Raw genomic sequence first — 15,163 nt, forward strand, 5'->3', positions numbered from 1 at the left:
TTTTGACAAAACGCATTCATAAACGGGGGGAGAATTATGAAGAAGAAAAAATTTGTTTCTTTATTAGCAACATTATCATTATCTGCAACCTTGATTCTTTCAGCATGTAGCTCCGGAGAAAAAAGCTCCGGAACTAATAAGGGAAAAGCAAAAGATTTAGAAGACAAAATTGTTGTTTACTCACCACATGGAAAAGATATTTTAGGTCAATTTGAAAAGCTGTTTGAGGATAAATATGGAATTGATGTAGAATGGCTCGACATGGGCTCACAAGAGGTGTTGGACCGTGTCCGATCAGAGAAAAATAATCCTCAGGCAGATATATGGTGGGGAGCACCTTCGACAAGCTTTGATCAAGCTAAAGAAGAAGATCTATTAGAGCCTTATGAACCGTCTTATGCGAAGACGCTCGAAGAAGGTTTCCATGATCCTGAATGGTACTGGACTGGTACGAGTCAAACACCGGAAGTGATTATGTATAACTCTAAGCTTCTGAAAAAAGAAGATGCACCAAAAGATTGGGATGATCTTCTTGATCCAAAATGGAAGGATAAGGTTATTATTCGTTATCCACTAGCTTCTGGGACAATGAGAACCATTTTTTCAGCGATGATTTATCGTGATTTTAAAGATTCTCAAGATCCTGCTAAAGGCTATGAATGGTTGAAAAAACTGGATAACAATACAAAAGAATATTCGGCTAATCCAGAAATGATGTACAACAAAGTGGCCAAAGGGGAAGGGACTGTCACTGTTTGGGATATGCCTGATGTTGTTATGTTAAAAGAACAAAAGAAATACCCATTTGAGTTTATTATTCCTGAAAGTGGTACACCTGTTTTAACAGAAGGTATAGCGATGATAAAGAACGCTCCACATCCAAAGGCAGCAAAAGCATTCTATGAATTTGTCAATACACCTGAGGCAGCAAAAATTTTAGCGGAAGAACATTATCGTATTCCGACGAGAAATGATGTAACCGATTTACCAGACTGGATTAAAAATACAGAAATAAAAGAGATGGATATTGATTGGAAAGTATTCCAAAGTAAATCGGATGAATGGATGAAATACTGGGATGAAAATATTAAAAATGGCGATAAACAGATAAAAGAATAGGAAGTGAACTAGAAATGGCGTCTATTAATCTCGAAAACGTCCAAAAAGCCTTTGGAAAAGTCGTTGCTGTAGATCAGCTAAATTTAAAAATAAACGAAGGGGAGTTTTTTACCTTTTTAGGACCAAGTGGCTGTGGGAAAACGACAACTCTTCGAATGATTGCCGGTTTTTATTATCCATCTAAAGGTGTTGTTCGTTTTGGAGAAAAGGACATGACGCGTGTTCCTCCCGAAAAAAGAAATACAGGCATGGTTTTTCAAAACTATGCCTTGTTTCCTCATATGACGGTTTTCGAAAATGTAGCATTCGGATTAAAAGTTAGAAAAGTCGCATCAAGTGAAATAAAAAAGAGAGTTAAAGAAGTACTAGAGAAAGTTCGTTTAGAAAAATATAGTGATCGTCAAGTGAGTCAATTAAGTGGAGGGCAGCAGCAACGTGTCGCACTGGCAAGGGCATTAGTAATTGAACCCGAAATTCTCTTATTGGATGAACCGTTAAGTAATCTAGATGCAAAATTACGGGATGAAATGAGAACAGAAATTTTGCGACTACAACGTGATTATCATATAACAACGATTTACGTGACACATGACCAAGCAGAAGCTTTATCAATGAGTGACCGCATTGCCGTCTTTAATTTTGGGGTTTGTCATCAAGTAGGGACTCCTTCAGAAATATATAATGAACCAGCCAATGATTTTGTTGCTAGCTTCATAGGGGAAATTAACTTTATCCCAATGAAAATAGAAAAAACAGACGAGCAAACGATTGAAGTGAGTATCCTAGATGGATCTAAAAGGTTACATGTGAACCATACCCCATTTAATTACCGAGAACCTAAGGAAAACGAGGATGTTGTTCTTTCAATTAGACCCGAATCTATTAAACTATCACCCAATCGATTTGATAGCGTGAATGCGCTGGAAGGGAAGCTTGAGCTGATTCAATTTTTTGGTTCAATGATTGAAGTGTTAGTCAATGTAAATGGTTTGATGCTCAAAGTAAATATGTTAAATTCGAATGATTTGTCACATCTTCAAAAAGGCACGAATGTTTGGATCAATCTTCCGGAAGAAAGTATCCGTATTATTCCAAAGATAAGCGGTGAAATAAAATGATAAAAAATAGGAATAATCGTCTAACGATTTTATTATTAATTCCAATCTTATTGATTTTAATTGCCTATGTTCTTTATCCATCCATTAAGACATTGATCGAGAGCTTATATCAGGGAGAAACTTTTACATTTGCGAATTACTCTGACTTTTTTGTTCAAGAATCAAAAACAAATTTAGAGGCTTTGTGGAATTCAGTTTATATTTCTCTTTTAAGTGTATTTGTCAGTGCTTTAATAGGGATTCCATTGGCAATCATTTTTAATCGATATGACTTTCCTGGAAGGAGTTTCTTTTCAACGGCAGCCATCATGCCAATGGTTTTACCTTCACTGGTAGGTGTAATGGCATTTATGTTTTTATATGGTGAAACGGGTTTAATTCCTAATGGCATTAAGGACTTGTTTGGTTTAGAAAAGGTTCCTTTTAAGCTTGGGGGAGTATCGGGGATATTGATTGTCCATGCCTATACGATGTACGTGTATTTTTACATGACTGTATCGTCCGCCATCAATAAAATTGACCCAAGTTTAGAGGAGGCTGCCTATAACTTAGGGGCGAGTAAGTTTAAAGTGTTTTGGAAAGTTACTTTTCCATTATTAACACCAGCTATTGTTGCCGCATCCCTTCTTGTATTTATGATATCAATGGCTTCATTTAGTGCCCCATTCCTGCTTGCAGGTGGTTATCGGGTGTTAAGCTTACAGATATATTTTTCCAAAATCAATGGGGATATGGAAATTGCCGCTACCCAATCGGTTATTTTATCCATTGTATCGATTAGTTTCCTAATTTTTATGAGATGGTATCAGAATCGAAAGGACTATCGAATGGCAACAAAGGGAATAGGAGCCCATCGAAGTGAGGTGAAAAATCCGTTTGTTAAATGGATCCTTGTTGTATCTGGAGTCATCGCTGTTATTATATTATTGCTTCCGCATTTGACTATTTTATTACTATCTCTCGTTCCAGATGGTACGTGGACATGGCAAACATATCCGACTGTGTTTAACATTGAAAATTATCGTCTATTATTAGACGATCCAAATATATGGAAACCAATCAAAAATAGTTTATTGCTTGCTATCCTTGCAACTGCTGGAAATTTAGTGTTTGGTGTTTTTGCCTCTTACTTATTAGTTAAACGAAAATTTGTAGGGAAGAGCTTTGTCGACATTCTAGTCATGATTCCGTGGGCCTTGCCAGCAACGGTTATCGGGATGAATTTAATATTTGCTTTCAATGAACCAAATATCTTTTCATTCGGAAATATTTTAGTCGGGACTTTCTGGATTCTTCCTTTAGCCTATTTTGTCCGGCATATTCCGTTGGTCGTTCGTTCTACGAATGCTGTTTTAGAGCAATTGGATGATTCATTGGAAGAAGCTTCCCGAAATTTAGGAGCTAAATGGTTTTATACATTTAGGAAGGTGATATTACCGATTATTATGCCTGGGGTAATGTCAGGAACATTGCTTGCGTTCGTTGAATCTGTAGGTGAATTCCCAACATCGGTTCTCTTGTATACCTTATCGAACCGACCAATTTCAATTGAAATTATGAACCAACTGCGAATGTTTAACATGGGGCAAGCAGCAGCATATGGAATGTTTCAAATCATTCTTATTGCACTTGTGCTCTTTATCTCCAATAAGTTTTTCGGTGTAAAAGCTGAGCAATCGTTATAACTAGTGAGATTTGTGAAATAGGTAAAATAATAATGCAAACGAAATCGGAGTGTTAACATGAATAAATTGGATGAATTTATTAAAGAGGAAGGTAATGTTTTTCCAGGAAAAACTTATGTCGAAGAGCTATTAAAGCCTGTATTTAATGACCAAAGGGATTACTTATTTCATGTTATGTTTGATATTCATCGCGCACATGTGATTATGTTGTCTGAACAAAAGATTATTAGTGTTGAAGAGGCAAAGGTGATGCTAGATGGGATCAATAAAGTGGCAAAAACGGATACGGCTTCTTTATGTTATCAACCACAATTTGAAGATTTATTTTTTATGATGGAAGCAAAAATCGGTGATGTAATTGGTGAAGAATTAGCAGGGAAAATTCATATTGCCCGAAGTCGAAATGATATGGGTGTTGCAATGTATCGATTAGTATTGCGAGAGCATCTTCTCACAACGCTTAGAAATGCCTACCAATTAAGCGAAGCGTTACTAGATCTATCTGAAATGCATATTGAAACATATATGACTGGCTATACACATACACAACCAGCACAACCAACGACACTTGGTCATTATTTATTAGCCGTCTATGATGTATTGCAAAGAGATATTAAACGCTTATGGTCGGCTTTTGAAACGGTGAATCAATCACCACTTGGTGCAGCTGCTTTAACGACTACAGGCTTTCCAATCTGCCGTGATCGAACATGTGAATTATTAGGGTTTGATCGTGTGATTGAAAACTCCTATGATTCAATTGCTGGTGCTGATTATATATTAGAAACCTCAACATCATTGATGACATTAATGGTTAATACGGGTAGATGGATTCAGGACTTTTTGCAACACGTAACAAGAGAATTCGGCTCATTTATTGTGGCGGATCCTTATGTACAAATAAGCAGTATTATGCCTCAAAAAAGAAACCCAGTTTCCATCGAGCATTCTCGTTCAATCGCAAGTAGTGCCTATGGGGATGCTCTAGCTGCAATGAACATGATTCACAATACCCCTTTTGGTGATATTGTTGATACGGAGGATGATCTGCAGCCACATTTATATCGTGCCTTTAATAATGCAAATCGAGTATTGAGACTCATGTATGCCGTTATTAGCACATTGAAGGTAAACAAAGAACATATGGCAAAGATGGCCAGAAAATCTAGCATTACAATTACGGAATTAGCGGATACATTAGCACGAGATTTTGATATTCCATTCAGAAAAGCCCATTCTATAGCTAGCCATATTTCGAAAGTCACGGTTAAAGAGAAAAAAGAACTTTATGATTGGGATAGTAAAGAAATTAATCAGATTATCAAGGAATATTTCGATGTAGCGTTAACTGAAGAAGAGTGGAAGAAGATCATTTCTCCAGAATATTTTGTGGAAATAAGAAAAATCCAAGGTGGTCCTAGCTCGGATGAGGTAACAAGAATGATTGCTGGCAGAAAGGGATTACTTTTAAACAAGTTGAAAGTATATGAGAGAATTAGTAATCAGCTGAATGCAAAGCACAAGGAACTTGTTGAATATAGGTTATAAATCGGATCGGATGTAGTTGAATGTTAAATTTCTAATTGTGAATTTTCCATATTAATAGTTAAGTAGTACAAAAAAGACCCTCAACATCGTTACAAACGAAGAGTGGGTCTTTTCTACATTATATTGGGAAAGAAGGTTATTGTAAAAAAGGTCATTAGAGGTCGTAACTATAGGAATGGAATCAAAGAACTGCTACTCTACCTTTCTAATAACCTCAGACAAACTCATATCTGCCATTGACTGCAGACGTAAATGATGATTTTCAAAAGCAAGATGTTCCGTCACGGGATTTGGTACGATGACACATTTTAAACCTGCAGCAAGTGCTGCTTGCAGACCGTTAAGTGAATCCTCAAATGCAATGGCTTCAGAAGGATTAATGTTTAAAGAATCCACTGCTTTTAAGTATAAATCTGGTGCTGGCTTTACTTTATCGACATCATCCTTTGTAATTAAGATGTCAAAATAGTGCAGTAGGTTTAATTGCGATAAATAATTCGTTACCCACATTTTGGACGAACTTGTTGCTAAGGAAATTTTGTATCCTAATTTCTTAGCATCCTCTAAATATTCCTTTACTCCTGCGCGGGCTACGGGTGCCGTCATTTTTTTCTCATAAAAGGTTTTAGCGGCATCTTCAATTTCTTGAATATCGCAATCATCTCCAAGTTGCTCCTTGAAATAGGCGTATAATGCCGTATCATCTGAACCGATGCATTTAGAAAACTGTTCTAACGGTAAGTCACATTTATACGATTTCATTGTTTCCTTATAAGACTCATACCAAATGGTCTCGGTGTCTAAAATCAATCCATCAAAATCAAAAATTATCGCTTTTATCAATTTTTTCCCTCCAGTAAATCATCTATTCTGTTATTTTCTTATTCATTTATAGTCTATGAAAAATATCTAGTTGAAGCAATGGGACTTTTTCAAGGTATCCAAGGGCATGTTGAATGGCATTTCTAGAATTAAATATAATTTTTAATTATTATTCCTACTTGTGCAAAGCTAAATAAAATACCTTATCCTAGATTCTTTAAAAAATTTTTAAAATATTAACTGAATCTTCTTTTGATTCTAAATGTTATGTGATACTATATAATCAATTAAAGTAATACTTTAATTAAATTTCAGTATCAGTGTAATTTTCCTGTATTTCTTAAAAGGAGTTTAACATGGAAGAAATTAATAAAAAAATCAAGGAATTGAGAATTCAAAAGGGATTAACTTTGAAGGATCTTAGTGAACGGACAGAGCTTTCCATTAGTTTCTTATCTCAGGTTGAAAGGGGGACTACATCTCTAGCTATTACATCCTTAAAGAAAATTGCGGATGCATTAAACACAAAAATGGCAGAATTTTTTGAAGAAACATCGAATCAAAAATATGTAGTTAAGGCAAATGAACATCATCCGTTCAATATTAAAGGCTCAGAGTTTACTTATGTAAGAAAGAATGGTGAGTTTGCTGGTAGATTACTAGAACCAATCTTAGTCACGCTTACACCTAATCAAAAGCAAACACAGAAATTTGGCCACCCTGGTGAGGAGTTTTATTACGTAGTAGAAGGAATGGTTGTTTTTCAATTAGAAGGTGAAGAGTATTTAGTTCGAAAAGGAGATTCTATTCATTTCCCTTCAACGATTCCACATACTGTTGAAAACCCATCAAATGAGGAAGCGATACTTCTTAGTGTCTTGACCCCAGTGATTTTTTAACAGGAAGAATCAAGGTAGTTGTAGTAGGAAACGCTCACTTGTGACAATGCTTCAATTTGTCCGTTCATAAAACGTAATACTAGAAAATTTGATTATTCATAGAAAGGTGGAATTAGTCAATGCGAGTAGCTACAGATATTGGTGGAACGTTTACCGATTTAGTTTATGTAAATGAAGATGGAGAAATTGGTGTAGCCAAAAGCCATACCACACCACCAAATTTTGAAAAAGGTGTCATCGATGTTATTGAAAAAAGTCAAATTGATCAAACAGCCATTCAAACATTTATCCACGGTACGACGGTCATCATTAATGCATTAACGGAAAGAAAAGGAGTGAAAACAGGTTTAATTACTACAAAAGGCTTCCGTGACGTTCTTGAGATTGCTAGAGGAAATAGGCCGGATCTTTTCAATGTTCGATATAAAAAACCTGAGCCATTTGTTGAACGATACTTACGTCAAGAAATAGATGAACGTTTAAATTACAAAGGAGAAGTTGTTTCTCGATTAAATAAAGAGCAATTGAAAGATATTATCTTATATTTTCAAAAAGAGAATGTGGAAGCTATTGCTGTCTCATACCTTCATTCATATGTGAATCCAGTCCATGAAATTGAAACAGTAAAGATGATTCAAGAATTATGGCCTGAGGTAGCTGTTACAGCCTCTCATGATGTAACTCAGGAATGGCGCGAATATGAACGAACAAATACAGCCGTTCTTAATTCATATGTAAAACCTATTGCTGCATCCTATGTGAATCGTTTACATACAAAGCTACTCGAAAATGAGACACATAGTCAAAATTACATTATGCAATCTAACGGAGGGACAACTACCTTTAGTCGCGCAAAGCAAACTCCTATTAATATGGTAGAATCCGGCCCTGTTGCGGGAATATATGGTGCAGCCGTTCTTGGTGAAATTATTGGAGAAGACAATATTATCGCTTTTGACATTGGCGGAACGACAGCAAAATGTTCGTTAATCAATAAAGGGGAAGTCAAGGTCTCTACTGAGTATTTCATTGAAAAAGACGAACGTAATGCAGGTTATCCCATTAAAGTACCGGTTGTAGATATCGTCGAAATTGGAAATGGCGGTGGTTCCATTGCTTGGATTGATGATGCTGGTTCTCTGAAGGTTGGTCCGCAATCTGCCGGTGCTTTGCCGGGGCCAGTTGCTTACGGTCAGGGTGGTACCGAGCCGACTACAACCGATGCTAATTTAGTAACGGGACGTCTTTCACCAGATAATTTCGATTATGCAGTTGACTTAGATAAGGTAAAAACTGCGATTAAGGAAAAAGTAGCTGATTATTTTGATCTTTCGGTTGAGGAAGCAGCACTAGGTATTATTCGGATTGCGAATTCCAATATGCTAAACGCGTTAAAGTTAATTTCGATTCGTAAGGGACATAATCCCCGTGATTTCAGTTTAGTCGCATTTGGTGGCGGAGGATCAATGCATGCCCCTGCTTTAGCAAAAGAACTAGGAGTCAAGAAAGTAATTGTTCCAGTTGCTTCACCCGTGTTTTCTGCATGGGGAATGTTAATGACAGACCTGCGCCATGACTACATTCAAACATATATTAAGAGACTTCTGCAGGTAGATCTAAAAGAATTGAATAAAGAGTGGAATTCGCTAGAAGCGAAATCTCTTACTCAGTTTAAAGAAGAAGATATTGACGAAAGTAGAGTCATATTTTCCCGATATGCAGATATTCGATATCTTGGACAAGAGCATACAGTAAAGGTACCAGTACCAAGTGGACAGTGGACAGAAGAGACCATTTTAGAAGTAGTGAATCATTTTGCTGATCTTCACGAACAACATTATACATTTAAATTAGAAGGAACACCGGCCGAAATTGTGAACCTTCATTTAACCGCTTTTGGAAGGGTAATGAAACCTCAGCTTAAAAAGCTATCGGCAAGTAGCGGAAGCCTTGAACAGGCCCTTAAGGAAACTCGCCAAGTATATTTTGAGGAAGTTGGTTGGTTAGAAACGAATATCTATCACAGACAATTATTGAATAAAGAGGTACAGATTTCGGGACCTGCGATTGTTGAAGAAACCTCAGCTTCTACAGTTCTATATCCTGGCCAATCACTGACTGTAGATGAATATGGAAATTTAATCATTGATACGGGGGGGGAGTGAAAATGACGCAACTTCAAACGAAAGTTGATCCGTTCACATTAGAAATCGTTAAGGATTCTTTAATCGCCATTGGGGATGAAATGTTCATCGCACTAGCAAAAACATCGATGAGTCCAATTATTTATGAGGTTCTTGATTATGCGAGTGGTCTTCTCGATGCAAAGGGTCAGCTATTAACACAAGGGAATGGAGTAACAGGCTTTATCGGCATGCTATCGGCTATGGTGAAACAGACACTTCAAAAGTTTGGTTCAGCTGATTTAAAGGAAGGAGATATCATTATTATTAATGATTCCTACGGAGGTGGTGGTTCCCATCTTTCAGATGTAGGACTCGTAATGCCGATTTTTAGTGATGGCGAACTGGTTGCTTTTTCTGCAAACAAGGCACATTGGACTGAAGTTGGTGGGAAAGACCCTGGCTCTTTCAGTAATGATGCGACGGAAATCTTTCAAGAGGGACTGCAATTCCCATGTGTAAAGCTCTTTAATGAAGGGAAAATCAATCAAGCCATTGTGGACATGATTCAAGCAAACGTACGATTCCCAGAGTTATCCTTAGGTGATATGTGGGCACAGGTTGCTGCTCTTAAGACAGGGGAAAAACGAGTGAAGGAATTATGTGAGAAGCATGGAAAAAGTATGGTTCTAGCTTCAGTAGACTATTTGTTAGATCACGGAGAAAAACTTGCCCGCAAGGAACTAAGCAAATTACCAAAAGGCACTTATGAATCAGAGGACTATATAGACGATGATGGTTTTGGGAATGGGCCATTTAAAGTAAAAGTGAAAGTAACCATTACTGAGGATAAATTCATTGCCGATTTCCGTGGCAGTCATCCACAGGTTCCGGGACCGATAAACTGTTCCTATACGGCGCTAGTTTCAGCCGTACGTGCCATTTTTCTAGCTATTACCAATCCATCAGTCGATGCAAATGATGGTGTGTTCAGACCTTTGGAAATTATTACTGATAAAAGATCTGTCCTATCTGCAGAGCGTCCAGCTCCAGTGTCTATTTATTGGGAAAGTATGCAGGCAGGGGCTGATTTGATTTGGAAAGCACTTGCTCCAGTTGTACCACATCGTTTAACAGCTGGACATTTATTATCGGTTTGTTCAGTTGTCCTATCTGGAATCCATCAAGACACAAATGAACCGTTTCTAATCGTTGAACCATCCGTAGGAGGATGGGGTGGAGCTGATGGACAAGATGGGGCAAGGGGCCAATTCTGTATTGGTGATGGTGAAACATACAATGTTCCTGTTGAAGTAGCAGAGACTCGTTATGGGATAATGGTGGATGAATACAGCTTACGTTCTGATGGAGCAGGGGCGGGAGAATTCATTGGTGGTTCAGGAGTCATACGCTCTTATCGAGCACTATCAGATAATCAAACAGTCTCTGTAACGTTTGGTCGTAATAAATTTGTGCCATGGGGTATTAATGGTGGAAAAAGTGGTTCAGCTAATGAATTTTTTATTGAAAAAGCAAATGGTGAAGTTGATGGACCATATGGAATTTTTCCAAGGTATCCATTAAATAAAGGTGATGTTGTGAAATTAGTCACTGCTACTGGGGGTGGATATGGCGATCCATTCAAACGACCGGCAGAAAAAGTAGCTAGAGATGTGCGAAATGGATATCTTTCAATACAACAAGCCGAAGATGAATATGGTGTCATTATTAATGAAAAAGATTTTACAGTTGAAGATTTAACAGATAAACGCAAACAAAGGGGTGCATAGTATGGAAGTCATGAAAATTGAAAACCTATCAGCTGATCCAAATGCTGTCGTTCCATTAAAAACAGTTTTTTCTCACGAAGCTTTGTCGGGATCAATGAAAATGGGTACGGTCGTTATTCCACCGGGGAAGCGGGTGCCATTGACAGGTGTTTCAAATCATCAAGAAAATGAGTATTCAATTGTGATAAAAGGTTCCATTGTTACTGAAACAATAGGTAAAACGTTTAAAGTCACAAGTGGTGAAGCAACATTCATTCCAGCTGGGCAAGAACATATTGCCTATAATGATGGAGATGAAGATTGTGAAATTGTATGGGTGCTAGTTGGATAGAAACCTATGGAAAAAGACCTTGCTTGACAAGGTTTTTTTCACACTATAATTTAACAGAATATTGCTAATTATTTTCATAGGAAGATGTTCGTCAAATATGGTTAAGGGGTTGAAGAAGATGGAGGACGTATCATTAAAAAAAGGCGGAAAAGATGAGGCGCTTTCGGCAGTGCCTTTGAATGAAAGGCAACATTGGATTTCTCCAGCAGTTATTTTTGGTGGACTAGAATTTACTATTCCCGTATTAATGGTGGGGGCTTCGTTAGCTGCCAGCTTTGGACTAGGTAAAATATTTTGGATTTTACTCATTGCCTTATTTGTTTTTCAATGGATTGGTAATGCTTTGCAAGGATATATTGGGGCGAAAACAGGACGAACTTCTTCAGTTATTGCACGAACTAGTTTTGGGGCTAATCAAGCTAGATTTATCGTAGGTTTAACTATTTTTATCGTATCATTGGGATGGTGGGCATTGCAAACGGCTGTTGCAGGGAATGCCATTTCTGCCATGATTGGTATCGATTATCAGACACAATGGTTCCCTTGGGCGGTTGTAACTGTTATTGCAGGTTTATTCTTCGCTCTTCCATCTATTATCGGTTATTCATCGATGAAGTGGACAGACTATTTAGCGGTACCAGCAGGTCTCTTATTGATTGCTTTTGGAATTTTTTATGCATTAAAAAATACAGGCTGGCATACAATTGCCTCTTGGAGCCCAGAACCCCAAATGACCATACTAGCTGCTATTAGTCTAGTTATTGGAATCAATGTTTCTCAATGGGTGATTGCATCTGACTATACGCGATATGCCAAGCCACGTGTAAAGGATAATGTCTTAATCCCATTAGGTATTATTGCCGTGGGTTTCCCACTCTTTTATGTTGGTGCAATTATGTCGATTGGTGTTGGAGATGCGGATATAGTAAATGTTATGATGAATCTTGGCTTTCCAGTGTGGGGATTTCTCATTTTATGGTTAGCTACTTGGACGAGTCAATTAGTGAATAATTATAGTATGGGACTTGCATTGGCTAATATGTTAAATGTTAACTCAAATAAAGGTCGTGCCTTGCTTACTTTAGCCGGAACACTTATTGCGATTGTCATCGCCCTTGCTGGTATTCTTGATTATTTTACGGATTTCCTTTATATGACCGCCCTTATATACCCAGCTATTGGTGGTGTTATGATGGCTGACTTCTTTTTTATCAGAAAGCATCAATGGGTTGATCATAAAGGGTGGAACTGGATGGCTACAATTGCTTTAGTAGTGGGAACGTTTGTCGGATACTATACACAATATGTTCATTCATTTGGTCTACCAGCTGTTCAATCCATTATCGTTTCTGGACTTGTCTATATACTGGCTATGAAAATAAAAGCTAAAGTAGCTCCAGATCATTTTACTGAAGTCATGGTTAAAAGTGATTCCAAATTTTTAAATGAGAAAAAGGTGATTTAAATTTAACATAAGTACGGGAACGGTATATTTGTTTTTATAAAACAGTGGAACCGTTCCCCTATTTTATGCCTGTCAAAAGCCTCCTTCAATATACATACGAATCTTTTCTCCTATTTCACCTTCCTTTTTTATCCTGTAAAATTTTAATTAGCAAAACATGTAGGATGTGGGAGAAATGAAAAGAATATGGAAACTATCCATCAGTTTACTACTCAGCATCAGTCTCATGTTAGGAGGATGCAGTTTTATGAACAGTCAAACCAATAACAAAAAAGCAGAACAAGATGAAATATTTATGCCTGTCCAAGACTACACAGGCCAAGGATTTTCATTTGATAACGGTGAAAAGACAGGGGAATTTGCAAAAAAGCACCGGGAAGAGATTATTAAAGTAGTCGATCAATTTTTCAAAAAGGAATATGGTTTAGAAGTAACAACCCATAATCTTGTAGGAGCAAAAAATGCAGTTGTCGTATTTGTAGAATCCAAGAAAGAACCTTATTTTCATACGTCTGTTGTTGTCGGTGTGAATATAGAAAATAATAAAATTTCCGATGATGTCTTCGCATATGAAGGCTCTGTTGAAGGTGCAATCATGTCAGGGCTTTATGTGATGGCTTATGAAAAGGAATTTAAAAAGCTGGATGAGTTTTGTGAAATGATAGCGAAGAAATATCCAGTGGTTGGGATGAGGCAAGAGGCTGTAAATAAAACGATGGATACGGGTTACAGTACTCCGTTTTATTATACAAGTACACTAGCATCTGATTTTCCTAAAGCATTCGATGCATTTACTAATCATCATCAAATTTCAAAAGCTGAACTTCGGAATATAATTAACAGAAAGAAGTTTGATAAAGAAGATTTTCTTGTTACTCTTACATTTTATATGGAAGAAAAACAAGGCCAACCAAGTAAGGAAATGGTGAAAGAGATTATCAATCTTTTCAAAAAGACAAAGGGGCTACCTCCAGGAAATTATGGGATTACTCTTCGGAGTAATGAATTAATTAAAAGTTCTGGGAAAGAGAAAAGTCATGAAGGTACAGTTCCAGATATCGATGAAATTATTATAAGACGATAAAAGGGGATAGTTTTTAATAGAAGAAAGTGATTTGACATTTTCTTGTTTCTTCAAAAACTGTCCCTAAGTATCTAGCGTAGGAACAACTTCTGGCTTGATATAATGTTTTTAAAGCTGTAAACATAATAAAATCCAATTTAAAATAGCCAAACATGTTAGGTGTGAGAAAATGAAAAAAGGACGGAAACTATCCATCGGTTTACTACTCAGCATCAGCCTCATGTTAGGAGGGTGCAGTTTTATAAACAGTCAAACCAATAACAAAAAAGCGGAAGAAGATGAAATATTTATGCCTGTCCAAGACTACATAGGCCAGGGATTTTCATTTGATAACGGTGAAAAAACAGGCGAATTTGCAAAAAAGCACCGGGAAGAGATTATTAAAGTAGTCGATCAATTTTTCAAAAAAGAATATGGTTTAGAAGTAACACCCCATAATCTTGTAGGAGCAAAAAATGCTGTTGTCGTGTTTGTTGAATCCAAGCAGGAACCTTATTTTCATACCTCTGTTGTAGTCGGTGTGGACGTAAAAAATAACAAAATATCCGATGATGTTTTCGCATATGAAGGTTCGGTTGAAGGTGCAATCATGTCAGGGCTTTATGTGATGGCGTATGAAAAGGAATTTAAAAAGCTGGATGAGTTTTGTGAAATGATTGCGAAGAAATATCCTGTGGTTGGGATGAGGCAAGAGGCTGTGAACAATACAATGGATACGGGATATGCAACACCATTCTTTTATACAAGTACATTAAATAATTATTTTCCAAAGGCATACGACGCTTATATGAAGGATCATAACATATCAAAAAAAGAGCTTCGGCAATTAATTTATGAACAGAAATTTGAAGATGGATATGATAGCGAAAGTGATACTGTAGATATTTCATTGTCATTTTATGTGAATAAAGTTCGCAGTTTACCGGATGAAAAAATGGCCAATAAAGTAATTAATGAATTTAAAAGGGAAATGGGATTTCCGCCTGGTAATTATGGGATTTTTATAGAAAGTAATGAAATAAATAAAAAGACTGGGAATGAAAGAAGCTTTAAGGGAACAACTCCAAGTATTGATGATATTATTATCAATCTTTATAAATAAGGTGATGAAATTACAAGATATAAGATCGATTAACGTATTCACCTAATCAAGATTTAGTGCAATTAAGTATACAGTAT

General features: G+C 36.9%; 12 protein-coding genes. 11 read left to right on the forward strand and 1 reads right to left on the reverse strand.

From position 1 onward, the window contains the following. The first annotated feature begins 36 nt into the window (after positions 1-36). From B5V89_RS12440 to argH, 4 genes are read left to right on the forward strand one after another with little or no spacing between them, the layout of a single operon-like run. The gene (locus tag B5V89_RS12440; RefSeq protein WP_066228164.1) at positions 37-1,119 is read left to right on the forward strand and encodes an extracellular solute-binding protein; all 1,083 of its coding nucleotides are present in this window, start codon (positions 37-39) and stop codon (positions 1,117-1,119) included. A gap of 14 nt (positions 1,120-1,133) precedes the next feature. Next, on the forward strand, positions 1,134-2,237 hold the full coding sequence (locus B5V89_RS12445) for an ABC transporter ATP-binding protein (RefSeq protein WP_108072274.1): 1,104 nt from the start codon (positions 1,134-1,136) through the stop codon (positions 2,235-2,237). After that, on the forward strand, positions 2,234-3,922 hold the full coding sequence (locus B5V89_RS12450; protein ID WP_066228157.1) for an ABC transporter permease: 1,689 nt from the start codon (positions 2,234-2,236) through the stop codon (positions 3,920-3,922). The genes B5V89_RS12445 and B5V89_RS12450 overlap by 4 nt, the downstream gene beginning before the upstream one ends. 57 nt (positions 3,923-3,979) lie before the next feature. Further along, complete coding sequence (gene argH / locus B5V89_RS12455) at positions 3,980-5,470, forward strand: argininosuccinate lyase (RefSeq protein WP_066228154.1); 1,491 nt, start codon at positions 3,980-3,982, stop codon at positions 5,468-5,470. 192 nt (positions 5,471-5,662) lie between these two features. On the opposite strand, the gene B5V89_RS12460 is transcribed toward argH, so the two are convergent. Then, the gene (locus B5V89_RS12460) at positions 5,663-6,310 is read right to left on the reverse strand and encodes an HAD family hydrolase (RefSeq protein WP_181294669.1); all 648 of its coding nucleotides are present in this window, start codon (positions 6,308-6,310) and stop codon (positions 5,663-5,665) included. Positions 6,311-6,648: 338 nt separating this feature from the next. On the opposite strand from B5V89_RS12460, the gene B5V89_RS12465 reads away from it, so the two are divergent. The 7 genes from B5V89_RS12465 to B5V89_RS12495 all read left to right on the forward strand — a co-directional run bounded on the left by B5V89_RS12465 (position 6,649) and on the right by B5V89_RS12495 (position 15,086). Next, the gene (locus tag B5V89_RS12465) at positions 6,649-7,191 is read left to right on the forward strand and encodes a helix-turn-helix domain-containing protein (RefSeq protein WP_066228145.1); all 543 of its coding nucleotides are present in this window, start codon (positions 6,649-6,651) and stop codon (positions 7,189-7,191) included. Between the two features lie 119 nt (positions 7,192-7,310). Continuing rightward, positions 7,311-9,356, forward strand: a complete 2,046-nt coding sequence (locus tag B5V89_RS12470; protein WP_066228142.1) for a hydantoinase/oxoprolinase family protein — start codon at positions 7,311-7,313, stop codon at positions 9,354-9,356. 2 nt (positions 9,357-9,358) lie between these two features. Continuing rightward, complete coding sequence (locus B5V89_RS12475; RefSeq protein WP_066228140.1) at positions 9,359-11,104, forward strand: hydantoinase B/oxoprolinase family protein; 1,746 nt, start codon at positions 9,359-9,361, stop codon at positions 11,102-11,104. A gap of 1 nt (position 11,105) precedes the next feature. Continuing rightward, complete coding sequence (locus B5V89_RS12480; RefSeq protein ID WP_066228137.1) at positions 11,106-11,435, forward strand: cupin domain-containing protein; 330 nt, start codon at positions 11,106-11,108, stop codon at positions 11,433-11,435. A 118-nt stretch (positions 11,436-11,553) separates the two neighbouring features. Next, positions 11,554-12,900 (forward strand): purine-cytosine permease family protein, encoded by a 1,347-nt coding sequence (locus B5V89_RS12485; protein ID WP_066228135.1) that lies wholly within the window; start codon positions 11,554-11,556, stop codon positions 12,898-12,900. A gap of 247 nt (positions 12,901-13,147) precedes the next feature. Continuing rightward, a complete protein-coding gene (locus B5V89_RS12490; RefSeq protein ID WP_181294667.1) occupies positions 13,148-13,984 on the forward strand; it encodes a DUF1672 family protein in 837 nt (278 codons plus the stop codon). Positions 13,985-14,153: 169 nt separating this feature from the next. Next, complete coding sequence (locus tag B5V89_RS12495) at positions 14,154-15,086, forward strand: DUF1672 family protein (RefSeq protein ID WP_108072277.1); 933 nt, start codon at positions 14,154-14,156, stop codon at positions 15,084-15,086. Positions 15,087-15,163: the final 77 nt, after the last annotated feature.

It is taken from the genome of Heyndrickxia sporothermodurans (assembly GCF_003055045.1).
In the GTDB taxonomy this organism is placed as follows: Bacteria; Bacillota; Bacilli; order Bacillales; family Bacillaceae_C; genus Heyndrickxia; species Heyndrickxia sporothermodurans.

What these genes read in the sequence shown, in the direction of transcription:
- B5V89_RS12440 (WP_066228164.1), top strand. Translation starts at nt 37, where the DNA reads ATGAAGAAGAAAAAATTTGTTTCTTTATTAGCAACATTATCATTATCT.
- B5V89_RS12475 (WP_066228140.1), top strand. Translation starts at nt 9,359, where the DNA reads ATGACGCAACTTCAAACGAAAGTTGATCCGTTCACATTAGAAATCGTT.
- B5V89_RS12470 (WP_066228142.1), top strand. Translation starts at nt 7,311, where the DNA reads ATGCGAGTAGCTACAGATATTGGTGGAACGTTTACCGATTTAGTTTAT.
- B5V89_RS12450 (WP_066228157.1), top strand. Translation starts at nt 2,234, where the DNA reads ATGATAAAAAATAGGAATAATCGTCTAACGATTTTATTATTAATTCCA.
- B5V89_RS12485 (WP_066228135.1), top strand. Translation starts at nt 11,554, where the DNA reads ATGGAGGACGTATCATTAAAAAAAGGCGGAAAAGATGAGGCGCTTTCG.
- B5V89_RS12445 (WP_108072274.1), top strand. Translation starts at nt 1,134, where the DNA reads ATGGCGTCTATTAATCTCGAAAACGTCCAAAAAGCCTTTGGAAAAGTC.
- argH (WP_066228154.1), top strand. Translation starts at nt 3,980, where the DNA reads ATGAATAAATTGGATGAATTTATTAAAGAGGAAGGTAATGTTTTTCCA.
- B5V89_RS12490 (WP_181294667.1), top strand. Translation starts at nt 13,148, where the DNA reads ATGAACAGTCAAACCAATAACAAAAAAGCAGAACAAGATGAAATATTT.
- B5V89_RS12495 (WP_108072277.1), top strand. Translation starts at nt 14,154, where the DNA reads ATGAAAAAAGGACGGAAACTATCCATCGGTTTACTACTCAGCATCAGC.
- B5V89_RS12480 (WP_066228137.1), top strand. Translation starts at nt 11,106, where the DNA reads ATGGAAGTCATGAAAATTGAAAACCTATCAGCTGATCCAAATGCTGTC.
- B5V89_RS12465 (WP_066228145.1), top strand. Translation starts at nt 6,649, where the DNA reads ATGGAAGAAATTAATAAAAAAATCAAGGAATTGAGAATTCAAAAGGGA.